Genomic DNA, 22,369 nt, shown 5'->3' on the forward strand with positions numbered 1-22,369 from the left:
ACTCAGCAACCCCAAACTCGTCCGTCGGTGCGCCGGCCTCGCCCCGGACCAGCCCGACACACCAGCGGCGGCCGCCGCATACACCCTGCGACTGCCGGCTCGCCGGATCATCGAGCTCACCTGCGAGGTCGATGACCTCAACCAGCGGATCACCGATGCCATCAACGCCCACACACCCGAACTGCTGCAGCGATACGGCGTTGGCCCCGACACCGCCGCAGCGCTGCTCCTGGCCGCCGGCGACAACCCACACCGGCTCACCAATGAAGCGTCTTTCGCGGCACTCTGCGGAGCAAGTCCTATCGAGATGTCTTCCGGCAAGACTCAACGACGCAGGCTCAACCGAGGCGGCGACCGTCAAGCCAACTCCGCCCTTTACATGATCGTCATCGCACGACTTCGCTGGGATCCGCGCACCCGCGCCTACCTCGACCGACGCGTCTGCGAAGGCAAGACCAGGCGCGAAGCGATCCGCTACCTGAAACGCTATGTCGCGCGAGAGCTCTTCAACCTCATCGCCCAGGCCACGCAGCACACTGGTCTGCCAGCGATCGCTTGACATCGATAGGGGCATCAAGCTCGCCATCGTCTATCGGTCAGCGGTCGTTCTCCACGCCGTGGTCACCTGGACAAAGGCATTGTCAGACATTCCCTAAGCGCGTCGATGACGGCCGGTGCCCGTCCGGTCCTCGTTCGCCCGGCTCAGTGCCCGGGCGGCGCGGGCCGTGTCCTCGTGGCCCCTCGGCAGGTACGCCTCGTGGTCGGCCAGCACCTCCCGGCCGAGCGCGCGAGCCTGCCCGTGGGCGCCCTCGGCCGTCAGCAGGTCGACCGACCGGCGCCGCAGCCGCAGGACCGTGCCCAGCCGAGGACCCGACTCCGCCGACGGCAGGGCGCGGAAGTGGCGCCACAACGCGGCGGCGTGGCCGGTCAGGTCCGCCGTCTCCTCCGCCGCCACCACGGCGAAGGCCCGGTCCAGAGCCGCGGCCATCCGGTCTTCCGCGTGCAGCCGGCCCAGGATCGCGCGGCGGGTCAAGCGGTGCATCGTCACGACCTCGCCGCTGGTGTCGAACTCCGTGAGGGACGCCGACGCCAGACCGGCCAGCGCCGCGTCCACCGCCACCGGGTCCGGGCCCACCCGGTGCACCAGCGCCCGCCGGACGCCCGGCGATCCCAGCACGGCGAGGAGTTCCGCGACGACCGACGCCCGGCCGTCCCGGGCCGCCACCGCTCGCAGCGCCGCGATCGTCGTGTCCTCGACGCACGGGGAGTGGTCTTCGCCCGGGTCCCGCTCCAGCGGCGGGGTGTGCGGCAGCCGGTCGAGGTACTCCCCGAAGCCCGACGTCCGGATCACGCCGCCCGCCTGGGCCAGCGCCAGCGGCAAGCCACCGAGTTCCCGCGCGACCTCGGCCGGGGCGGCGTCCCGGCCCGATCGCGCACGGAGGAAGCCGACCGCTTCGGGCTCGTCGAACGCGGGCACCGGCAGCGTGGGGCCGAGGACTTCGAAGTCCGGCACCGTCGTGGTCACGAGGACGCGGGCGCGGGCGGGCAGCCAGCGGTTGAGCGCGTCCGGGTCGGTCGCGCCGTCGAAGACGACGAGCGCTTCTTCGAGACCGTCGAGCCACGCGAGACCCTCGCGGGCAGCCGCTTCGGCGTCGGGACCACTGGCCAGCGCCGCGAAGGCACGCGCGGGGTCCTCGGCAGGCACCCAGACCACGGGCGAGCGGCCGGCCCGGACGTAGGCGGCGGCGAGGTGCGTCTTGCCTGCTCCGCCGCGGCCGAGCAGGACGCAGAACCGGCCGTCCCGGAACGTCGAGTCGATCTTCGCCAGCAGCGTGCCGCGCGCCACAGCGGAGACCGGTTCGGCGGGAACGGCGCCGGACACGAACCGGGGGCGAGGACGGCGCAGCCGCAGCACCACCGCCGTGACCAGCGCGAGCACGACGATCGCGCCGCCTGCGACGATCACGGTGCTCATCCGGCCAGGCTAACCGCGCGAGCCGCGTGACGAAGGTTGAGGAAGGGTGATGCTTGACCCTCACGTCACGTCAGGCAGCACGGTGGTCTTCGCAAGGGCCGAACGGCCACCGAAAGAGGAGGGGAACGATGGGGCATCCGGTGGGCAAGGTCGCCGCACTGGCCGGGATCACCGTCCGCACGCTGCACCACTACGACGAGATCGGCCTGCTCAGCCCGAGCGGGCGGACCGCGGCGGGGTACCGCAGCTACGCCGACGACGACCTCGACCGGCTGCAGCGCATCCTGTTCTACCGGGAGCTCGGCTTTCCCCTCGAGACGATCGCGACCCTCGTCGACGACCCGGGCACCGACGCCGAAGCGCACCTCAAGCGGCAGCGAGAGCTGCTGGTGGCGCGGATCGGCGACCTCGGGCGGATGGTCGCGGCCGTCGACCGCGTGATGGAGGCGAGAGCCATGGGCAGCGCGTTGACGCCCGAGGAGAAGTTCGAAGTGTTCGGCGGGTTCCGCGAACCGGACGGCTACGCGGAAGAAGCCGCCCGCCGCTGGGCGCACACCCCCGAGTGGCGGGGTGCCGCCACACCGTCCAAGGAGGACCTGGCGGCGGGGGAGGCCGCCCGCAAGGACTGGGTGGCGCGGCTCGGCGCCGTCCTGGACGCCGGGGCCGCGCCGGACAGCCCCGAAGCCGGGGAGCTGGCCGAGGCACACCGGGAGATGCTGTCCCGCGTGATGGGCGAGTGCTCCTACGAGACGCAGCGGCGGATCGGTGTGCTGTACGCCACCGAGCCGGCGCAGCTGGAGTTCCTGGTCCGGGCCGACGAGCAGCGTCCCGGCGTGGGCGCGTTCGTCCGCGACGCCATCGAAGCGAACGCGGCCCGCCGGGAGGAATGACTCCGCCAGGTGGGGGAGGAGTCCCACCGGACGGGAGGGGGTGCGGGGCAGCGCTTACAGTCGGGGTATGCAGACTTGGTCATCCGTCGACGTGCCCCGCATCCCGGGCACCCCCCGCCCGCTGCGGCTCCACGACACGGCCACCGGGCAGGTCCGCCCGACCGCGCCCGGGGCCACCGCCCGGATGTACGTCTGCGGCATCACGCCCTACGACGCGACGCATCTGGGGCACGCCGCGACGTACCTCGCGTTCGACCTGGTGAACCGCGTGTGGCGCGACAACGGCCACGACGTCCACTACGTGCAGAACGTCACGGACATCGACGAGCCGCTGCTGGAGCGCGCCGCGCGGGACAAGGACGACTGGGTCGTGCTCGGCATGCGTGAGACGGCGCTGTTCCGCGAGGACATGACGGCGCTGCGGGTGGTCCCGCCGCAGCAGTTCGTCGGCGCCGTGGAGAGCATCCCGGAGATCGTCGAGGTCATCGCCAAGCTGCTGGCCAACGGCGCCGCCTACCGGGCCGAAGACCCGGAGTTCCCGGACATCTACTTCGACCACGCGGCGACCGGCCGGTTCGGCTACGAGTCGAACTACGACGAGCCGACCATGGCGAAGTTCTTCGCCGAGCGCGGCGGCGACCCCGACCGCGCCGGCAAGCGCCACCCGCTCGACGCGCTGCTGTGGCGCGTGGCCCGCGAGGGCGAGCCCTCGTGGGAGTCCGAGCTCGGCCCGGGCCGCCCCGGCTGGCACATCGAGTGCAGCGCGATCGCGGTCAACCGGCTGGGGCTCGGGTTCGACCTGCAGGGCGGCGGCTCGGACCTGATCTTCCCGCACCACGAGTACAGCGCGGCGCACGCCGAGGCCGTGGCCAAGGACGGCCAGTTCGCCCGCCACTACGTGCACGCCGGCATGATCGGCCTCGACGGCGAGAAGATGTCGAAGTCCCGCGGCAACCTGGTGTTCGTCTCGCGGCTGCGGGCCGACCAGGTCGACCCGGGCGCGATCCGGCTGGCCCTGTTCGCCGGCCACTACCGCGCCGACCGCCCGTGGACGGACTCGCTCCTCACCGAAGCGGAGACACGGCTGGCGCGCTGGCGCGAGGCCGTCTCGCTGGCCACCGGGCCGTCCGCCGCGGACACGATCGTCCGGCTGCGCGACCACCTGTCCGACGACCTGGACACGCCGAAGGCGCTGGCGGCGATCGACGCGTGGGCGAACGAGGCCCTCCGCCGCGACGGCACCGACTCGACGGCTCCCGGTCTGATCCGCATCGCCGTCGACGCCCTCCTCGGCATCGACCTCTGAAACCCGACCAGGGGCCGCACTTTCACGTGAAAGTGCGGCCCCTGAGCGTATAACGACCTATACCGCGGTGGTGGGGTGGCCGTCGGTCAGGTGAAGGTGGTCTCCGGACCAGTCGCGGCGCAGCCAGCGGTCGTGGGACGCGAGGACGACCGCGCCCGGAGCCGTCTCCAGCGCCGAGAACAGTTCTTCCGCCAGGGTCAGCGAAATGTGGTTCGTCGGCTCGTCGAGCAGGAGCACGTCCGGTGGTTCGGCGAGCAGGATCGCCAGCGCCAGCCGTCGCCGCTGGCCGACCGAGAGTGCGCCGACGGGCTGCCGGAGGTCCCGGGACGCCAGCAGGCCGAGCCGGCTCAGCGGGGGAGCGTCCTCGCCGAGCGTGTCCCGGTAGACCCGGGCCGCGGATCGGTGCGGCTCCGCGAAGGCGACGTCCTGCTCCAGCATCCCGACCCGCACGCCGTGTCCGAAGTGGACCGTGCCGGCGGCGGGGGCCAGCCGGCCGGCCAGCACCGAGAGCAGCGTCGACTTCCCGGCGCCGTTCCCGCCGGTGACGAGCAGCCGTGCCGACCCCTCGACGTCGAGGCGCGGCAGCCGCAACCGGCCCGGGACTTCCAGTGCACGCACCGAAATCGCGGGTCCTTCACCGGCCGCCCGGCCGGTGAGCTCCGCCCGGAACCGCAGTGGCGCCGGGGGTTTGCGCACCTGGTCGCGTTCGAGGTTCTCCAGCCGCTGCTCGGCGTCGCGCACCCGCCGCGAGATCGTCTTCTGGACGCGCGCGCCCTTGAAGTGGTGGATGAACTTGTCGTTGTCCCGCGGGCCGCGGCCGTAGGCGACGTTCCGCGCGGTGACCGCGACGGTCTCCCGAAGCTCCTTCAGCTCCTCCTGTTCTTCGGCGAAGCGCTGCTCCCACCGCGCCCGCTCGGCCTTCTTGTGGCCGAGGTAGTCGGAGTAGCTGCCGCCGTAGCGGACCGCGCCGCCGGCCTGCCGGTCCGCCGCGGCCGGGTCGAGGTCGACGATGTCGGTGCAGACGGCGTCGAGGAACACCCGGTCGTGCGAGGACAGCACGACGATCCCGGTCAGCTCGGCGAGGTGGCGTTCGAGGAACGCCAGCGCCGCGTCGTCGAGGTGGTTGGTCGGCTCGTCCAGCAGGAGCGTCTCCGGCTGCCGGACGAGCAGCGCGGCCAGCCCGAGCCGGGACCGCTGCCCGCCCGACAGCGTGCCGAGCCGCCGGTCCGGTGCGACGCCGCCGAGGCCGAGCCCGTCGCAGACGAGCTTCGCGCGGCGGTCGGCGTCCCAGAGGTCGTGGGCCTGGGCCCACTCCAGGACCCGGCCGTACTCCTCGAGCACGCCTTCGTCGTCGGGCCGGTCGGTCATCGCCGCGGTCAGCTCGTCGAGGCGGGCCGACGCGGCCCGGATCTCGGCGAGGGCGTCGTCGAGCACGTCGGCGAACGTCGCCTCCATGGCGAACGGCAGTTCCTGCAGCAGGAACCCGACGTCGGGGCCGCGGAGCACCTCGCCGGAGCGGGGTTCTTCGAGCCCGGCGAGCAGGCGCAGCAGGGTGGACTTGCCGGTGCCGTTCTCGCCGACCAGACCGAGCCGTTGCCCGGCCGACGCGGTCAGCGAGATGCCGTCGAGCACCACGCGGGTGCCGTAGCCGAAGACGACGTCCTTGGCCTGCAGGGGAAAAAGGGTTGACATTGCGCATCACCGGGCCCGGAGGAAAAGAAGCGGAGATCCCGCCGGGCGTCGTGGCACGCGGGAGCGTCAGGCTCGACCGGGTGCCGCCTCGGAAGCGGGATGGGCGCGGTTCAGTTCTTCATAGTGAAGACAAGTTAACGCAACAACCGTAGAGTTAGTCAACGGGTTATGGCCTGCGTCACATCCGGCAGCTCGACGGTCGACCGTTCGGCGGCCGCGGTGCCGTCGGTGAGGAACTCGAGCAACGCCGTCAGCTGGCGGCGGTCGAACCGCGCGAGCCGCTCGCCGACGAACCGGGCCATCGGCGCGTAGAGCTCGGCGAGCTCGGCCATCCGGTCGGGCAGCGGCCGGACGACGAGCCGGCGCCGGTCGGCGGGGTCCGGGGCGCGCTCGGCCAGCCGGTGCAGCGCCATCCGGTCGAGCAGGCGGGTGAACGCCCCGGTCGACATCCCGAGCAGGCCCGCGAGCTCGGTCGGGGAGTCGCTGACGCCGCCGTGGAGCAGGTGCAGGCAGTGCAGCTCGGTGGGGGTGACGCCCATCCGCTCGGCGACCGCGGCGTGGAAGAGCGCGGTCGAGCCCACGAACCGGGGGAGGGCGAGGGCGGCGGCGGTGGCGAGTTCGCGCTGGTCGGGCAACGTCCATCCAAGGTCGGGTCACGGTGCAGTCACTGCCTGGTGCAGCTGCTGCGCGGCGAACGATAACGCAGCCGGTTGACAAACCCGCAGGCGGGACCAAGTATGAAAGAAAACTTTCGAAACACTTCTTTCAGGAATGGGGCGACCGATGGCCGAGCTGCCGCCGCGCAAGCGGATCGAGGACGTCGAGCTGCTGCGCGCGCTGGCGCACCCGTTGCGGTCGGCGCTGCTCAACCACCTCACCGCGGTCGGCCCGCGCACCGCGAGCGAGTGCGCGGAGGCGGTCGGCTCGACCGCGTCCAACTGCAGCTGGCACCTGCGGCAGCTCGCGCAGTACGGCCTCGTCGAGCGGGCCGACGCCGAAGACGGCCGCGAACGGCCGTGGCGCGCCCGGCAGGTCGGCCTCGAGGTGGGGGAGCTGGCCGACGACCCCGCGCACCGGGCCGCGCAGCTCGGCGTCGTCGGCGCGACGCTGAGCCACGAGCAGGAACTGACCCAGCGGTACCTGGACTCCCTCGACGACCTCGACCCCGCCTGGCGCGCCGCGGCCGGGATGTCGACCTACGCGCTGCGCGTCACGCCCGCGGAGCTGACCCGGCTGACCGAAGCGATCGACGCGCTGGTCCGGCCCTACGTCGGCGCGATCCGGGCCCACGCGCCGGCGGACGCGGCGTCGGTGCACGTCGGCCTGCGCGCGTTCCCGCGCATCGAGCACTCGGGGAAGGCGGAGGCGTGAGACAGCTGCTGGGGGTGCCCGCGTTCGCGCGGCTGTGGGTGGCGGCGTTCTTCGGCGAGACGGCCGAATGGATGCTGCAGGTGGCGCTGCCGGTCTACGTCTTCCAGCGCACCGGCTCCGCCGCGACGACGGCGCTGAGCATCGTGCTCGGCCTGCTGCCCGCGGTGCTGCTGAGCCCGGTCGCCGGCGTCGTCGCCGACCGGTGGAACCGCCGCGCGGTGCTGTTCGGCGTCTGCTGCGGGCTCGCCGTCGTCGCGCTCCCGCTGCTGGCCGAGCCCGGCGTCCCGGTGGTGTACGGCGTGATGGCCGCCCAGGCGGCGCTGGCGTCGGTGTTCGAGCCGGCGCGCAACGCGCTGGTGCCGGAGCTGGTCGGGGTCGCCGACGTGACCGGCGCGAACGGCCTGATGAGCGTCAACGGCAGCGTCGCCCGGCTCGCCGGCGGCTGGGCGGGCGGCGCGCTGCTGGGCTTCGGTGGCCTCGCCGACGTCGTCACCGGCTACCTCGCCGTCCTCGTGGTGGCGGCGGCGCTGCTGGCCAAGCCGTTCCGGCGGGTGGCGGCCCCCGCGCCCGCCGCCGGGCACGAACCCGTCGTGCGGGCGTGGCTCGACGGCCTGCGGGAGCTGACGCACAACCGGCGGCTGTGGCGCACCGGGCTCGCGCTGGTGTTCACCTCGCTGGCGCAGGGCATGTTCCTGGTGCTGTTCGTGGTCTACGTCCTGGACGTGCTCGGCGGCAGCGAAGCCGACGCGGGCCTGCTGCGGGGCGTGCAGGCGATCGGCGGGCTGGCCGCCGGGTTCGCGCTCGCGACGGTGGCGCGGCGGGTGGCGCCGGTCCGGCTGCTCGGCTGGGGCTCGCTGCTGCTGGGCGTGCTGTCCGCGGTGATCTGGAACCTCGCCTCGGTGACGACCGCGCTGGGCGTCTACGTCGGCCTCTTCGTCCTCGTGGGTGCGCCGGGGGTGGCCGTCGGCGCCGGGGTGCTGTCGGAGATCCAGAGCGCGGTGGCCCCCGAGCGGGCCGGGCGGGTGCTGAGCACGACGTTCGCCGTGATCGCCACCTTCACGACCGTCGGCGCGCTGCTGGCGGGCACCCTCGTCGCGGCGACCGGGCCCGCGGTGCTGCTCGACGTCCAGGCGGGCGTCTACGTGTTCGCCGGGGTGCTCATGCTGGCCCGGATTCGCAGGTTTCGCGAAGAACCCGTGAGCGCGGTGGCTACGGTGGAGGGGTGCCACACCTCTTCGCCACCAGCGACCTCCACGTGACCCACGAGGGCAACGGCCCGATCCTGGACTCGGTCGTCCCCGAGACGGCGGACGACTGGCTGCTCGTGGCCGGCGACGTCGCCGAGCGCGCGGAAGCCACCATCGGGACGCTGAAGACGCTGCGCGAGCGGTTCGCGAAGGTCGTCTGGGTGCCGGGCAACCACGAGCTGTGGACGACGAACAACGACCCGTGCCAGCTGCGCGGCCAGGCCCGCTACGAGTACCTCGTCGAGCAGTGCCGCGAGATCGGCGTCCTGACGCCGGAGGACGAGTACCCCGTCTGGGAGCACGGCGCGAAGCCGCTGACCATCGCGCCGCTGTTCCTGCTCTACGACTACAGCTGGCGGACCCCCGAGGCCGAGGGCAAGTCCCTCGAGGAGGCCCTGCGCCAGGCGCGGGAGGCCGGCGTCGTCTGCACGGACGAGTACTTCCTGCACCCGGACCCGTACCCGAGCCGCCAGGCGTGGTGCGCGGACCGGCTGAAGATCAGCACCGAGCGCCTCGACGCGATCCCCGAGGACCACGGCACGATCCTGATGTCGCACTGGCCCTTGCACCGCCACCCGACGGCCCCGCTGTACTGGCCGGAGTTCGCGCTGTGGTGCGGCTCGACGAAGACCGAGGACTGGCACCTGCGGTACCGCGCGGAGATCGCGGTCTACGGCCACCTGCACATCCCGCGCACGACGGAGGCGGACGGGGTCCGCTTCGAAGAGGTGTCGCTGGGGTACCCGCGCGAGTGGCGCAAGCGGACTCGGGGCGCGGTGCCGATGCGCCGCATCCTCTGGCCCTCCTGAGCCGCGGTTCGGCTGCGAGGCCTCGATCCGGCCCGGCACCGGTTCTCGGGCGGGCAGACACGGTGGGCTCGCTCGCCGCCCAGGTCGGGCCTTGGCTGAAATCGGGTTCGCGGCCGGGTGACCCCGGTGGGCTCGCTCGTCCTTCCCACAGTCGGGCCCCGCTGGACTTCGGGCCGTCGGCGCCTGAAGCGCGCGGGCCCGGCAGCAGCCCGTGGGGCGGCGCCGGACCTCAAGCTCATGGACCTGCGGCGCCCGCTGTCCTTCACGACTCCGTGCGGCGCCGTTCCCGCAGTGCCCTGACGCGCCCGCGGCTCGCGCACGCCGGGGACGGGCACCAGCGCCGCCGGCCGCCCGGGTCGGCGAACACCCCTCGGCAGTCCTGCTCCGGACAAGCCCGCAGGTCGTGCCGCAGCGGCCCGGTGAGCCAGTCCGCCGCCTGGTGGGCCAGCCGGGCGAAAGCGGCATCCGCCGTCGGCGGGGCGCTCCGGTGCAAGCGGTCGAGCGCGGCCAGGTGCACCGGCTCCGGCTTCAGGAACCGCGTCAGCGCCCGCACGTCCCCGGCACTCGGCGCGACACCGTCCACCACGCCCAGCGCCAAGGGCCGCAGCACCTCGCGCAGCTCGTGCGCGGTGGCCAGCTCGAAGTCCGTGACCGGGGCCAACGGGGTCAGCTCCGAGCAGGCCAGCCAGTCCCGCAGCCGGGCCGCGGTCGGGAGCCGCTCCACCGGCTGCGGCCCGAAGTGGCGGCCGCGGGTGGCGAGCAGGTTCAGCCACGGTGCGCCCATGTCCAGGCGGAAGTCTTCCGGCACCTCGCCATCGTAACGGGTGAGCCGTTACACTCGGCCGCGTGACTGGGGAACCCAAGGTCCGCACCCTGACCGGCGACATCGATCCGGCCGAACTGGGCGTGACCGACTCGCACGACCACCTCTTCTTCGCCTCGAAACTGCTGCCCGGCGAAGAGCTCGACGACACGGAAGCGGCGCTGGAGCAGCTGCTGACGTTCCGGGCCGCGGGTGGCTCGGCCGTGGTGCAGTGGACGCCGTTCGGGCTCGGCCGCCGGACCCGGGAGCTGGCCCAGTTCTCGAAGGAGACCGGGGTGCACGTGGTCGCCGCGACCGGGCTGCACCGGGCCGCGCACTACGCGCCGGTCCTGCTCCACCGGGTGATCGACGACCTGGTCCGGCTCTTCGTCGCCGACCTCGTCGAGGGCACCGGGCCCGCCGACCTGCCGGAAGACCGGCGGACGCGGCACCGCGCGGGGCTGATCAAGGTGGCCGGCGCGTTCCACGCGATCGACGCGCACGCTCGCACGACGCTGACCGCCGCCGCGGTCGCGCACGAAGAAACCGGGGCGCCGATCGCGGTGCACCTCGAACACGGCACCGCCGGGCTCGAGATCGCCGAGCTGCTGTGCGGCACCCTCGGCGTGCCTGCCGACCGGGTGATCCTTGGGCACCTCAACCGCCACCCGGAGCCGCGGATCCAGCAGGAGATCGCCCGAACCGGCGTCTTCCTGGCGTTCGACGGGCCGTCACTGGCGAACCGGGCCACCGACTGGCGGCTCGCGGACTGTCTCGAAGCCCTCGTCGGCACCGGGCACGGCGGTCAGCTGCTGCTCGGCGGCGACACGACGACCGCCACCGCCCGGCGCGAACCCGGTGGCCTCCCGTACCTGCTCACGACGCTGGCGCCGCGGCTGGCGAAGCTGCTCGGCGGCGACGTCGTCACGGCCATGCTGGTGGCGAACCCCGCCCGGGCGTTCGCCACCAGCTGGCGCGGGTGACTCAGCGCAGGCCGAAGCCTTCCTGTCCGCCGCCTCGGCCGCGGCGGCGCAGGTAGCGCTCGAACTCGGCGGCGATCTTGTCGCCGCTGACGTCCTGCTCCGCGACCTCGGTCTGCGCGTCGCCGCGCTCCTCGAGGCTGCGGACGTACTCGCTGATCTCTTCGTCCTCGTCGGCCATCTCGCTGACCGTGCGCTGCCACTCCTCGGCCTGCTCCGGCAGCGCGCCGAGCGGGATCTCGACGTCGAGGATGTCCTCCAGCTTGTGCAGCAGCGCCAGCGTCGCCTTCGGGGACGGCGGGTGCGACACGTAGTGCGGCACCGCGGCCCAGATCGACACGGCCGGGATGCCCGCCTGCACGCAGTAGTCCTGCAGGATCCCGACGATGCCGGTCGGGCCCTGGTAGTTGTTCAGGTCCAGGCCGTAGAGCGACGCCGTGTCCTTGTCGTACGCCGTCCCGGTGACCGGGACCGGCCGGGTGTGCGCGGTGTCGGCGAGCAGCGCGCCGAGCGTCACGACGGTCGCGACGTCGAGCTGCTTGATGTGCTCCAGCAGCTCCGCGCAGAACGCGCGCCAGCGCATGTTCGGCTCGGGTCCCTGGACGAGGACCACGTCGCGGTCGAACCCGTCCGGGCGGCAGACGGAGAGCGTCGTCGTCGGCCAGTCCACCCGTCGAGTGACGCCGTCCACCATCCGGACGGTCGGGCGGCTGACCTGGAAGTCGTAGTAGTCGTCGGGCTCCAGTTCGGCCAGGGGCGTGGCGTCCCAGTTCAGCTGCAGGTGCTCGACCGCCCGGCTGGCCGCGTCACCTGCGTCGTTCCAGCCTTCGAAGGCGACGACCATCAAGGGCCGGGTGGGTTCGGGGCGGTCGCCGGGCGGCCGCGGGGTCTCGTCGACGGGCTCACTCACCGGCCCAGCCTACGACCACCGGCCTTACCCTGTTCAGCATGTCCGACCGCCTGTCGTCGCCGTTTCTCGAAGTCCTGGGCTCGCGCGTCCTGGTGGCCGACGGGGCGATGGGTACTGCGCTGCAGGCCCACGACCTGAGCCTGGACGACTTCGGTGGTCTGGAAGGCTGCAACGAGATCCTGAACGTCACCCGGCCGGACGTCGTCCGGTCCGTGCACCGCGGCTACCTCGAAGCGGGTGCGGACGCGGTCGAGACCAACACTTTCGGGGCGAATTTCGCCAACTTCGCCGAATACGACATCACCGGCCGGATCTTCGAGCTGGCCGAAGCCGGCGCCCGGCTGGCGCGGGAGGCCGCGGACGAGTTCGCGACGCCGGACCGCCCGCGGTTCGTGCTCGGCTCGGTCGGCCCCGGCACGAAGCTCCCGACGCTCGGCCACGCGCCGTTCACCACCCTGCGGGACGCCTACCAGGAGCAGGTCCGCGGCCTGCTGGCCGGCGGCGTGGACGCGGTGATCGTCGAGACCACCCAGGACATCCTCCAGACGAAGGCGTCGATCATCGGCGCGAAGCGGGCGATGGCCGCCGACGGCCGACGGGTGCCGGTCCTCGCTTCGATCACCGTCGAAACGACCGGGACCATGCTGCTCGGCACCGAGGTCGGGGCGGCACTGGCCGCGCTCGAGCCGCTCGGCGTCGACGTCATCGGGCTCAACTGCGCCACCGGCCCGGCCGAGATGAGCGAGCACCTGCGGCAGCTGGCCAAGCACGCGCGGGTGCCGCTGTCGGTGATGCCCAACGCCGGCCTGCCCGAGCTCGGCCCGCACGGCGCCGTCTACCCGCTCGGCCCGGAAGCGCTGGTCGAGGCGCTGACCGGGTTCGTCCGCGAGTTCGGCGTCGGCCTGGTCGGCGGCTGCTGCGGGACGACCGACGAGCACATCCGGCAGCTCGCGGCCGCGGTCGCGGACACCGCTCCGGTGCCGCGGCGCCCGCGGCCCGAGCCCGGCGTGTCGTCGCTGTACCAGGCGGTGCCGTTCAAGCAGGACGCCAGCGTGCTCATGATCGGCGAGCGGACCAACGCCAACGGCTCGAAGGCGTTCCGCACCGCGATGCTCGAGGGCCGCTGGGACGACTGCGTCGAGATCGCCCGCGAGCAGACCCGCGACGGAGCCCACCTGCTCGACCTCTGCGTCGACTACGTCGGGCGCGACGGCACCGCCGACATGGCCGAGCTCGCCGGGCGGCTCGCCACCGCGTCGACGCTGCCGATCATGCTCGACTCCACCGAGGTCCCGGTGCTGCGCGCCGGGCTGCAGCGGCTCGGCGGCCGCTGCGCGGTCAACTCCGTCAACTACGAGGACGGCGACGGGCCGGAGTCGCGGTTCACGAAGGTCATGGAGCTGGTCAGCGAGTACGGCGCCGCCGTCGTCGCCCTGACCATCGACGAAGAAGGCCAGGCGCGGACCGCGCGGAAGAAGGCCGACATCGCGACCCGGCTGATCGAGGACATCACCGGGAACTGGGGGCTGCGCACTTCCGACATCATCGTCGACGCCCTCACCTTCACCATCGCCACCGGCCAGGAGGAATCGCGGCGCGACGGGGCCGAGACGATCGAAGCGATCCGCGAGATCAAGCGACGCCACCCCGAGGTCCAGACCACGCTCGGCCTGTCCAACATCTCCTTCGGGCTCAACCCGGCCGCGCGGCAGGTGCTGAACTCGGTGTTCCTGCACGAGTGCGTCCAGGCCGGGCTGGACACCGCGATCGTGCACGCGTCGAAGATCCTCCCGATGGCGCGGATCCCGGACGACCGCCGCGCGGTCGCCCTCGACCTGATCCACGACCGCCGCCGCGAGGGCTACGACCCGCTGCAGGAGCTGATGGCCCTGTTCGAGGGCGTGAGCGCGGCGTCGTCGAAGGCGTCGCGCGCCGAGGAACTGGCCGCGCTGCCCCTGTTCGAGCGCCTGGAACGCCGGATCGTCGACGGCGAGCGCAACGGCCTGGCCGACGACCTCGACGCGGCGCTGGAGCAGCGGCCCGCCCTGCAGATCATCAACGACACCCTGCTGTCGGGCATGAAGACCGTCGGCGAGCTGTTCGGGTCCGGGCAGATGCAGCTGCCGTTCGTGCTGCAGTCCGCCGAGGTGATGAAGGCGGCCGTCGCGCACCTCGAGCCGCACATGGAGAAGGAGGACGACGCCGGCAAGGGGCGGATCGTGCTGGCCACCGTCCGCGGCGACGTGCACGACATCGGCAAGAACCTCGTCGACATCATCCTGTCCAACAACGGCTACGAGGTCGTCAACCTCGGCATCAAGCAGCCGATCACGACCATCCTGGACGCGGCCGAGGAACAGGGCGCCGACGCGATCGGGATGTCCGGGCTGCTGGTGAAGTCGACCGTGATCATGAAGGAGAACCTCCAGGAGATGAACTCCCGGGGCGTCTCCGCGCGCTGGCCGGTGCTGCTCGGCGGCGCCGCGCTCACCCGGTCGTACGTGGAGAACGACCTCACGGAGCTCGACCTCGGCGACGTCCGCTACGCGCGGGACGCGTTCGAGGGCCTGCGGCTGATGGACGCGATCATGGCCGCCAAGCGCGGGGAAACGCCGCTGGTGGACGCCGACGCCGAGCGGAAGCGCGTGGAGCGCAAGGAACGGCGTGAGCGCTCCCTGCGGATCGCCGAAGCGCGCAAGGCCCGCAAGGCCGAGGAGGAAGCCCTCGAAGGCCCGCCGGCGGCCCGGTCGAACGTCGCCACCGACGTCCCGCTGCCGGTGCCGCCGTTCTGGGGTTCGCGGGTGGTCAAGGGCGTCGCGCTCGCCGACTACGCCGCGATGCTCGACGAGCGCGCGACCTTCATGGGGCAGTGGGGCCTCAAGGGCGCGCGCGGCGGTGCCGGGCCGACGTACGACGAACTGGTCGAGTCCGAAGGCCGGCCGCGGCTGCGGTACTGGCTCGACCGGCTGACCGCCGACGGCGTCCTGGCCCACGCGGCCGTCGTCTACGGCTACTTCCCGTGCGTCGCCGAGGGCGACGACCTGGTCGTGCTGACCGAGCCCGAGCCGGACGCGCCCGAACGGCTGCGGTTCACCTTCCCGCGCCAGCGCCGCGACCGGCGGCTCTGCCTGGCCGACTTCTACCGGCCGCGGGAGGCGGGCGAAGTCGACGTCGTGCCGTTCACCGTCGTGACCATGGGCCAGCCGATCGCGGACTACGCGAACGAGCTGTTCGCCGCGAACGCCTACCGCGACTACCTCGAGGTGCACGGCCTCGGCGTCCAGCTCACCGAGGCGCTGGCCGAGTACTGGCACTGCCGCATCCGGGGCGAGCTGACCCTGCCCGGCGGTGTGGCGGTCGCCTCAGCGGACCCCGAGGACGTCGAGGACTTCTTCAAGCTCGGCTACCGTGGAGCGAGGTTCTCCCTGGGCTACGGCGCCTGTCCCGATCTCGAGGACCGGGCGAAGATCGTCGCGCTCCTCGAGCCGGGCCGCATCGGCGTCAAGCTGTCCGAGGAGTACCAGCTGCACCCCGAGCAGTCGACCGACGCGATCGTCTGCCACCACCCGGAAGCGAAGTACTTCAACACCTGAGGAGAATCCACTGTGGACGGAATCGCTGCCGTGCTGTGGGATATGGACGGCACCCTGGTCGATTCCGAGAAGCTGTGGGACGTCGCGCTCTACGAGACGGCGGAAGCCCTCGGCGGCAAGCTCTCCGAAGAACAGCGGATGACACTGGTCGGGTCCAACATGGACGACACCGCGCAGTACCTCCTGGAAGTGGTCGGCCGTCCCGTCACCCCCGAAGCGATCGCGTCGACCGGCGACCAGATCCGCCGCCGCACGGCGGGGCTCTTCGACGACGCGCTGCCGTGGCGCCCGGGCGCCCGCGAAGCATTGGCCGCGGTGAAGGCGGCTGGCCTGCGCTCGGCGCTGGTCACCTCGACCGAGCGCGACCTGACCGAGCTGGCGCTGAACACGATCGGCCGCGGCTTCTTCGACGTCACGGTGTGCGGCGACGAGGTCGACGGGCTCAACAAGCCGCACCCGCGCCCGTACCTCAAGGCGGCCGAACTGCTCGGCGTCGACCCGGCGTGGTGCGTCGCGGTCGAGGATTCCCCGCCGGGCACGGCGTCGGCGGTCGCCGCGGGCTGCGCGGTCCTGGTCATTCCCAACGACGTCCCGGTCGAGGCGGGGGAGCGGCGCGTGTTCCGCGACTCGCTGGTGGGCGTCGACGTGCCGGCGCTGGCGGCTCTGCTGGGCTGACGCCCCTGTCGCATTTCCGCTAGCCCCGGTCGCCGCGCTCGGCGATGCTGGGACGCGTGCATGAAGACTTCGAACGGTGCGTGCGGGCCGTGCAGGCGAAGGACGCCCGCTTCGACGGGTGGTTCTACACGGCGGTCCTGACGACGAAGATCTACTGCCGGCCCAGCTGTCCCGTCGTGCCGCCCAAGCCGCGGAACATGAGCTTCTACCCGAGCGCGGCGGCCGCCCAGCAGGCCGGGTTCCGCGCCTGCAAGCGCTGCCGCCCCGACGCCAGCCCCGGCTCGCCGCTGTGGAACGAGCGCGCCGACCTGGTGGCGCGGGCGATGCGGCTGATCGCCGACGGCGTCGTGGACACCGAAGGCGTCCGCGGGCTGGCCGCCCGGCTCGGCTACAGCGTCCGGCAGGTCGAGCGCCAGGTGTTCGCCGAGCTCGGCGCCGGCCCGCTGGCGCTGGCGCGGGCCCAGCGCGCGCAGACCGCGCGGATCCTGATCGAGACGACCGCCCTGCCGATGACCGAGCTGGCGCTGGCCGCCGGGTTCGGCAGCATCCGGACGTTCAACGACACCGTGCGCGAGGTGTTCGCTCTCTCGCCGACCGAGCTGCGGCAGCGCGCCAAGGGCAAGCCCGCGGCCGCCGGCGCGCTCGTGCTGCGGCTGCCCTACCGGAAGCCGCTGTACCCGGACAACCTGTTCGGGCACCTCGTGGCGACCGGTGTGCCGGGGGTGGAGGAGTGGCGGGACGGCGCCTACCGCCGGACGCTGCGGCTGCCGCACGGCCCCGGTGTCGTCGCGCTGCGGCCCGAGGACGGCCACATCGCCGCCCGGCTGACCCTGGCCGACCTCCGCGACCTGCCTGCCGCGACGAGCCGCTGCCGCCGCCTGCTCGACCTGGACGCCGACCCGGTCGCCGTCGACGACCAGCTCGCCACCGACCCGCTGCTCGCGCCCCTGGTGGCGGCCGCACCGGGCCGCCGGGTCCCGCGCACGGTCGACGGCGCCGAGTTCGCCGTCCGGGCCGTGCTGGGCCAGCAGGTCTCGACGGCGGCGGCCCGCACCCACGCCGCCCGGCTCGTCGTGGCGCACGGCGAACCGGTCGAGGACCCCGAAGGCGGCCTGACCCACCTGTTCCCGTCGCCGGAGGCGCTGGCTTCGCTGGACCCGGAGACGCTGGCCATGCCCCGCAGCCGCCGTCGCACGCTGCTCGCGCTGGTCGAGGCGCTGACCGGCGGCCTCGACCTCGGCGCGGGCAGCGACTGGGACGCGGCCCGCGCGGCGCTGACCGCGTTGCCGGGCTTCGGGCCGTGGACGGTCGAGAGCATCGCGATGCGGGCGCTGGGCGACCCGGACGCCTTCCTCCCCACCGATCTCGGCATCAAGTACGCGGCCGAGACCCTCGGCCTCGGCGGCCAGGCCGCCGTCGTCGCCCGGTCCGCGGCGTGGCGCCCCTGGCGCGCCTACGCCACCCAGCACCTGTGGGCCACCGGTGACCACGCGATCAACCGGATGCCCGCGGCTTGAGGTCAGGAGGACCGATGCGTACCCATGCAGTTGTCGAGAGCCCGTGCGGACCGCTCACGCTGGTCGCCGAGGGCGACGCGCTGTGCGGCCTGTACATGGCCGAGCAGCGCCACCGCCCGGACGAGCTGACGTTCGGCACGCACGACCCCGGCGCGGACATCTTCGCCCGCGCCGAAACCGAGCTGAAGGAGTACTTCGCCGGTCAGCGCGAGCGGTTCGAGCTGCCGCTGGCCTTTGTGGGCACGCCGTTCCAGCGGTCGGTCTGGGCGCAGCTGCGCGAGATCCCGTACGGCACCACCACGTCGTACGGCGAGCTGGCCGACCGGCTCGGCAACCCGGGCGCGTCCCGCGCGGTCGGGCTGGCGAACGGCAAGAACCCGATCGGCATCATCGTCCCGTGCCACCGGGTGGTCGGCTCGACCGGCTCGCTCACCGGCTACGGGGGCGGCCTGGAACGCAAGCGGTACCTGCTCGACTTCGAGCGCGGCGCGCTGTTCTGATCCCACCTTTCGGGAACAACGTTCCACGGTGGTGTGAGATCGGCGGCATCCCGGCCAGCCCGGGGCGGCGCCCGCGGGCCCGGGGTGGAAGGATCTGCAGACCGTGAAGACCTTCGATGAGCTGTTCGCGGAGCTTGCCGAGCGCGCGCGTTCCCGTCCCGACGGGTCCGGCACCGTCGTCGCCCTCGATGCCGGGGTGCACGCCCAGGGCAAGAAGGTGCTCGAGGAAGCCGGCGAGGTGTGGATCGCGGCCGAGCACGAGTCCGACGACCGCCTCGCCGAGGAGATCTCCCAGCTGCTGTACCGGGTGCAGGTGCTGATGCTCGGCCGCGGTCTGTCGACCGAGGACGTCTACCGCTACCTGTGACTGTCGCTCGAAGATACGAGGAGAGAAGCGAAATGCTGCGTGTTGCCGTGCCGAACAAGGGAGCCCTCGCCGCCGCGGCGACGGAGATGCTCGGCGAGGCGGGCTACCGCAAGCGGCATGAGCAGCGCGACCTGACCGTGCTCGACCCGGTGAACGAGGTCGAGTTCTTCTTCCTGCGGCCCAAGGACATCGCCATCTACGTCGGGTCCGGCGAGCTCGACCTCGGCATCACCGGCCGGGACCTCGCGCTCGACTCCGGCGCGCCGGTCGAGGAGGTCCAGGCGCTCGGTTTCGGCGGCTCGACGTTCCGCTACGCCGCCCCGGCGGGCAAGGACTGGAAGCCGGCGGACCTGCACGGCAAGCGGCTCGCGACGTCGTACCCGCGGCTGGTCCGCGACGACCTCGCCCGCCACGGCGTCGAGGCCGAGGTGATCCGCCTCGACGGCGCGGTGGAGATCTCGATCCAGCTCGGCGTCGCCGACGCGATCGCGGACGTGGTCGAGTCCGGGCGTTCGCTGCGCCAGAACAACCTGGTGGCGTTCGGCGACCCGATCTGCGTCTCGGAAGCGGTGCTGCTGCAGCGCAAGGAGACGGGGGAGAGCAAGCCGAAGTCGCAGCTCGCGGCGCGGCTGCGCGGGGTCGTGTTCGCGCAGCAGTACCTGATGCTGGACTACGACTGCCCGCGCACGCTCGTCGAGCGGGCCATCGCCATCACGCCGGGCCTGGAGTCGCCGACGGTCGCCCCGCTGGCCGACGACGACTGGGTCGCCGTGCGCGCGATGGTGTCGCGCAAGGACGTCAACCGGGTCATGGACGAGCTGGCCGAGGTCGGCGCCAAGGCGATCCTGGCGTCCGACATCCGTTCCTGCCGCCTCTGAGCGTCGTGAGTGTTCAGGCGGGTTCTAACCCGCCTGAACACTCACGAGCGCGGCCGGTTGGGCTTCTTCGGGAGCAGGTCGTAGAGGCCCTTGCGGACGCCGTTGTCGTTGACGTTGCGCGCGACCGCGACTTCGGAGATGAAGTCCTCGAAGACGAACTCCTCGTCGGCGGGGACGACGGCCGGGGCCTGGTTCTGCGCCAGGTAGCTGTCGAGGGTGCCCGCGATCTCGCGGAACGACAGCGCCTGCAACGTCTCCGGGGCGTAGGTCGTCACCGGGACGCCGTGCGCCGCCGCTTCGTTCATCACCACGCCGAGCGGCAGGTGCGACAGCATCGGGATGCCGAACTCGTACATCTCCTGCAGCGCCGCGGCCGCGTAGTGCGAGATCGGCCGCCGGTAGAGGCTCGGCACCAGCCCGAACCACGACAGCGGCTGCCGCCCGACGGTCTGCTCGACGTACCGGACCTGGTCGGCGAGCAGCCGCAGCGCGCGGATGCTCGTCTTGTCCGGCTGCACCGGCACGAGGATGCCGTGCGACGCCGCCAGCGCGTTGTTCGTCAGCACGTCGAGCGCCGGCGGGCAGTCGATGATGCAGTGGTCGTAGTTGGCGAACTGGATGACCCGCGCGAGCTGCCAGCCGGGTACGCGGAACGAGTCGAGCCGCCGGATCAGGTCGAACATCCCCGGTGACGTCGGCACGACGTCGAGCGCGCCGCCCTTGCCGAGGTTGCTGCGCGGGTGCGGGACCACCAGGTCCTCGATCGCGCCCTTCCAGGTCTTGGCCAGCGCCTTCGCCAGGCTCGGCCGGTCCGGTGGCACCTCGGCCAGCCCGAGCATCTCGGTCGTCGCGTGGCCCTGCGGGTCGAGGTCGACCAGCAGCACCCGCCGGCCCCGCTCGGCCAGCGCCGCCGCGGTGCCGACGCTCAGAGAGGTCTTGCCGACCCCGCCTTTCTGGTTGACCACCGAGGTGATCTGCATGCCGGAGCGCTCCTCAAGTCGGTCGTTCCGCGAAGGTTATTGGATCCGGGGCCGTTGTGGGTGGCTATCCGCCCCCGGCCTGTCGCGGCCGGACCATCAGCGCCTGCGCGCCGGTCGCCAGCGGGCCGCTTACGTCGTGCAGGATGCTCGTCGCCGTGCCGGTGCCGTGCCGCCCGACCAGCGTGACCGCGTCCAGGCCGATCCACTCGCCCTCGGGCACCCGCCGCACGTGCACGGTCAGCTCGGAGTTGATGAACCACCACTGCCGCGGGTCGAGGAAGTTGGACACGCCGTTGCCGGAGTCGGCGACGGTGAACAGCCGCTGCAGCCCGCTCGGCTCTTCGCCGTCGACCAGCGGGACCCGCTGCCGGGCCCAGACCGCCGCCGGGCCGGGCACGTCCATGCCGCCGCGGACCGCGCGCCACTCCACCGCGTCGAGGTAACCGCTCTGCCAGCCCTCCGGCCACGGCGACTCCGTGACGCTGTCCGGTGCCGGCAGCATCGGGCCGCCGTCGGTGGCGACCTCGGCGGTGTCGGAAGTCGCGACCCGCCACGCCGACGCACGGGCCACGACCCGCTCCGCGCTCGCCAGCTCGGCCTGCAGCAGCTCGACCGACCGGCCGGGGCGCTCCACCCGGGCCCGCACGGTGAGCTCGGCGACCGGGGCCGGCCCGAGGATTTCGACGGTGACCCTGGCCAGTTCGGCCGGGTGCGCGGGTTCGACGGTTTCGAGGGCCCGCACCAGCAACGCCGACGGCGGCCCGAAGTGCTGCGCCTGGGAAGACCACGGGCCGGCGGTGTGCGCGGTCGCGGAGTAGCGGCCTTCGCCGCGCGGGACGTAGAACGCGTCGGCCATCAGTCGGCCCGGTCCAGCGGCGTCTCGTCGCCCGCGTCGGGCTCCGGCCACCCGGGGTAGGCGGGCGGCGTGCCGCCGTACTCGGGGCAGTGCGCCTGGTGGTCGCACCAGTTGCACAGCTTGCTCTTGTTGGCGCGGAAGTCGCCGGTCTTGCCCGCCTTGAGGATGGCCTGCCAGATGGCTTCGAGGGTGCGCTCGAAACGCAGCAGCTCGGCTTCGTCAGGCGTGTAGGCGAGGGACTGGCCGTCGGTCAGGTACATGAGTTTCAGCTGCCGCGGCACGATCCCGCGCAGCCGCCACAGCACCACGGCGTAGAACTTCATCTGGAACATCGCCTTGGCTTCGCCGATTTCCCGCGGCGCGGCACCGGTCTTGTAGTCCACGACCCGGATTTCGCCGGTCGGCGCGACGTCGAGGCGGTCGATGTAGCCGCGCAGCAGGACACCGGAGCCGAGCTCGATTTCGACGTGCAGCTCGCACGCTTCGGGTTCGAGCCGCCGCGGGTCTTCGAGTTCGAAGTAGGCGTCGAGGAGCTTTTCCGCCGAGCGCAGCCAGTCCGCGTGGTCGTCGGGCTTTTCGGTGTCGAACAGCTCGGTCCACTCCGGACGGTCCGCGGACAGGTCGGTCCACGCCGGGCCCAGCAGCTCCCGCGCCTGCGCGGGGACGCGCTCGGCGGCGGGCAGCGCGAACAGCCGCTCCAGCACCGAGTGGACGAGCGTGCCGCGCAGCTGCGCCTTGGTGGGTACCTCGGGCAGCCGGTCGACCGCGCGGAACCGGTAGAGCAGCGGGCACTGTTTGAAGTCACTGGCCCTCGACGGCGACAACGCGGGCCGCCGGCGCACCTGCGTGGCGACGGCGGAGGCTGGGGGTTCCGTGGTGACGGTGTCGGCGTCGGGCATGGGCAGAGCGTAACGCCGGGGTACGACAGTTCCGGCGACCGCAACGCCCGCACCGGCCCCGAGGTGGGGAAAGCGACCCGGCGCCGCCCGCCCGCATGTCATGAAAGGGTCGTTCACCTCGC

At 72.6% G+C, this 22,369-nt stretch carries 21 protein-coding genes; 13 read left to right on the forward strand and 8 right to left on the reverse strand.

The window, feature by feature from the left end:
• A partial coding sequence (locus AB0B33_RS40120; RefSeq protein ID WP_360781852.1) for a transposase occupies positions 1-559 on the forward strand: 559 nt, incomplete at its 5' end.
• Between the two features lie 93 nt (positions 560-652).
• Here AB0B33_RS40120 and AB0B33_RS40125 read toward each other — a convergent pair.
• Entirely contained in the window at positions 653-1,975 is a 1,323-nt protein-coding gene (locus tag AB0B33_RS40125; RefSeq protein WP_360781854.1) for a hypothetical protein, read from the reverse strand.
• A 128-nt stretch (positions 1,976-2,103) separates the two neighbouring features.
• On the opposite strand from AB0B33_RS40125, the gene AB0B33_RS40130 reads away from it, so the two are divergent.
• Positions 2,104-2,865: a MerR family transcriptional regulator gene (locus AB0B33_RS40130; RefSeq protein ID WP_360781856.1), complete on the forward strand. Its 762-nt coding sequence runs from the start codon at positions 2,104-2,106 to the stop codon at positions 2,863-2,865.
• Between the two features lie 67 nt (positions 2,866-2,932).
• Positions 2,933-4,171, forward strand: a complete 1,239-nt coding sequence (gene mshC / locus AB0B33_RS40135) for a cysteine--1-D-myo-inosityl 2-amino-2-deoxy-alpha-D-glucopyranoside ligase (RefSeq protein ID WP_360781858.1) — start codon at positions 2,933-2,935, stop codon at positions 4,169-4,171.
• Positions 4,172-4,228: 57 nt separating this feature from the next.
• On the opposite strand, the gene AB0B33_RS40140 is transcribed toward mshC, so the two are convergent.
• Complete coding sequence (locus tag AB0B33_RS40140) at positions 4,229-5,863, reverse strand: ABC-F family ATP-binding cassette domain-containing protein (RefSeq protein ID WP_360781860.1); 1,635 nt, start codon at positions 5,861-5,863, stop codon at positions 4,229-4,231.
• 158 nt (positions 5,864-6,021) lie between these two features.
• On the reverse strand, positions 6,022-6,498 hold the full coding sequence (locus AB0B33_RS40145; protein ID WP_247023236.1) for a MarR family transcriptional regulator: 477 nt from the start codon (positions 6,496-6,498) through the stop codon (positions 6,022-6,024).
• A gap of 148 nt (positions 6,499-6,646) precedes the next feature.
• On the opposite strand from AB0B33_RS40145, the gene AB0B33_RS40150 reads away from it, so the two are divergent.
• From AB0B33_RS40150 to AB0B33_RS40160, 3 genes are read left to right on the forward strand one after another with little or no spacing between them, the layout of a single operon-like run.
• The gene (locus AB0B33_RS40150; RefSeq protein WP_360781863.1) at positions 6,647-7,234 is read left to right on the forward strand and encodes a helix-turn-helix domain-containing protein; all 588 of its coding nucleotides are present in this window, start codon (positions 6,647-6,649) and stop codon (positions 7,232-7,234) included.
• On the forward strand, positions 7,231-8,493 hold the full coding sequence (locus tag AB0B33_RS40155) for an MFS transporter (protein WP_360781865.1): 1,263 nt from the start codon (positions 7,231-7,233) through the stop codon (positions 8,491-8,493). The genes AB0B33_RS40150 and AB0B33_RS40155 overlap by 4 nt, the downstream gene beginning before the upstream one ends.
• Positions 8,457-9,290 carry a metallophosphoesterase gene (locus AB0B33_RS40160; protein ID WP_247023239.1) on the forward strand — a complete coding sequence of 278 codons (834 nt, stop codon included), beginning with the start codon at positions 8,457-8,459 and terminating at the stop codon, positions 9,288-9,290. The genes AB0B33_RS40155 and AB0B33_RS40160 overlap by 37 nt, the downstream gene beginning before the upstream one ends.
• A gap of 262 nt (positions 9,291-9,552) precedes the next feature.
• Here the strand turns inward: AB0B33_RS40160 and AB0B33_RS40165 are convergent, their stop codons facing one another.
• On the reverse strand, positions 9,553-10,098 hold the full coding sequence (locus tag AB0B33_RS40165) for a CGNR zinc finger domain-containing protein (protein ID WP_360781867.1): 546 nt from the start codon (positions 10,096-10,098) through the stop codon (positions 9,553-9,555).
• Between the two features lie 38 nt (positions 10,099-10,136).
• On the opposite strand from AB0B33_RS40165, the gene AB0B33_RS40170 reads away from it, so the two are divergent.
• Positions 10,137-11,075 (forward strand): phosphotriesterase, encoded by a 939-nt coding sequence (locus tag AB0B33_RS40170; protein WP_360781869.1) that lies wholly within the window; start codon positions 10,137-10,139, stop codon positions 11,073-11,075.
• Position 11,076: 1 nt separating this feature from the next.
• Here the strand turns inward: AB0B33_RS40170 and AB0B33_RS40175 are convergent, their stop codons facing one another.
• The gene (locus tag AB0B33_RS40175) at positions 11,077-11,982 is read right to left on the reverse strand and encodes a PAC2 family protein (RefSeq protein WP_247023242.1); all 906 of its coding nucleotides are present in this window, start codon (positions 11,980-11,982) and stop codon (positions 11,077-11,079) included.
• 38 nt (positions 11,983-12,020) lie between these two features.
• Between AB0B33_RS40175 and metH the strand changes: the two genes are divergently transcribed.
• The 6 genes from metH (at position 12,021) to hisG (ending at position 19,512) form a co-directional block, all read left to right on the forward strand.
• On the forward strand, positions 12,021-15,575 hold the full coding sequence (gene metH / locus AB0B33_RS40180) for a methionine synthase (RefSeq protein WP_360781872.1): 3,555 nt from the start codon (positions 12,021-12,023) through the stop codon (positions 15,573-15,575).
• Positions 15,576-15,587: 12 nt separating this feature from the next.
• Positions 15,588-16,250: an HAD family phosphatase gene (locus tag AB0B33_RS40185; protein WP_360781874.1), complete on the forward strand. Its 663-nt coding sequence runs from the start codon at positions 15,588-15,590 to the stop codon at positions 16,248-16,250.
• 56 nt (positions 16,251-16,306) lie between these two features.
• Positions 16,307-17,767 carry an AlkA N-terminal domain-containing protein gene (locus AB0B33_RS40190; protein ID WP_360781876.1) on the forward strand — a complete coding sequence of 487 codons (1,461 nt, stop codon included), beginning with the start codon at positions 16,307-16,309 and terminating at the stop codon, positions 17,765-17,767.
• Positions 17,768-17,781: 14 nt separating this feature from the next.
• A complete protein-coding gene (locus AB0B33_RS40195; RefSeq protein ID WP_360781878.1) occupies positions 17,782-18,267 on the forward strand; it encodes a methylated-DNA--[protein]-cysteine S-methyltransferase in 486 nt (161 codons plus the stop codon).
• A gap of 103 nt (positions 18,268-18,370) precedes the next feature.
• Positions 18,371-18,634: a phosphoribosyl-ATP diphosphatase gene (locus AB0B33_RS40200; RefSeq protein WP_247023247.1), complete on the forward strand. Its 264-nt coding sequence runs from the start codon at positions 18,371-18,373 to the stop codon at positions 18,632-18,634.
• Between the two features lie 32 nt (positions 18,635-18,666).
• The gene (gene hisG, locus AB0B33_RS40205) at positions 18,667-19,512 is read left to right on the forward strand and encodes an ATP phosphoribosyltransferase (protein WP_360781880.1); all 846 of its coding nucleotides are present in this window, start codon (positions 18,667-18,669) and stop codon (positions 19,510-19,512) included.
• 41 nt (positions 19,513-19,553) lie between these two features.
• Here the strand turns inward: hisG and AB0B33_RS40210 are convergent, their stop codons facing one another.
• From AB0B33_RS40210 to AB0B33_RS40220, 3 genes are all read right to left on the reverse strand, one after another.
• The gene (locus AB0B33_RS40210; protein WP_247023249.1) at positions 19,554-20,492 is read right to left on the reverse strand and encodes a ParA family protein; all 939 of its coding nucleotides are present in this window, start codon (positions 20,490-20,492) and stop codon (positions 19,554-19,556) included.
• Between the two features lie 64 nt (positions 20,493-20,556).
• Positions 20,557-21,348 carry a thioesterase family protein gene (locus AB0B33_RS40215; protein ID WP_360781882.1) on the reverse strand — a complete coding sequence of 264 codons (792 nt, stop codon included), beginning with the start codon at positions 21,346-21,348 and terminating at the stop codon, positions 20,557-20,559.
• Positions 21,348-22,247, reverse strand: a complete 900-nt coding sequence (locus AB0B33_RS40220; protein WP_247023251.1) for a RecB family exonuclease — start codon at positions 22,245-22,247, stop codon at positions 21,348-21,350. The genes AB0B33_RS40215 and AB0B33_RS40220 overlap by 1 nt, the downstream gene beginning before the upstream one ends.
• Positions 22,248-22,369: the final 122 nt, after the last annotated feature.

Source organism: Amycolatopsis sp. NPDC049159 (genome assembly GCF_040648295.1).
Classification (GTDB): domain Bacteria; phylum Actinomycetota; class Actinomycetes; order Mycobacteriales; family Pseudonocardiaceae; genus Amycolatopsis; species Amycolatopsis pretoriensis_A.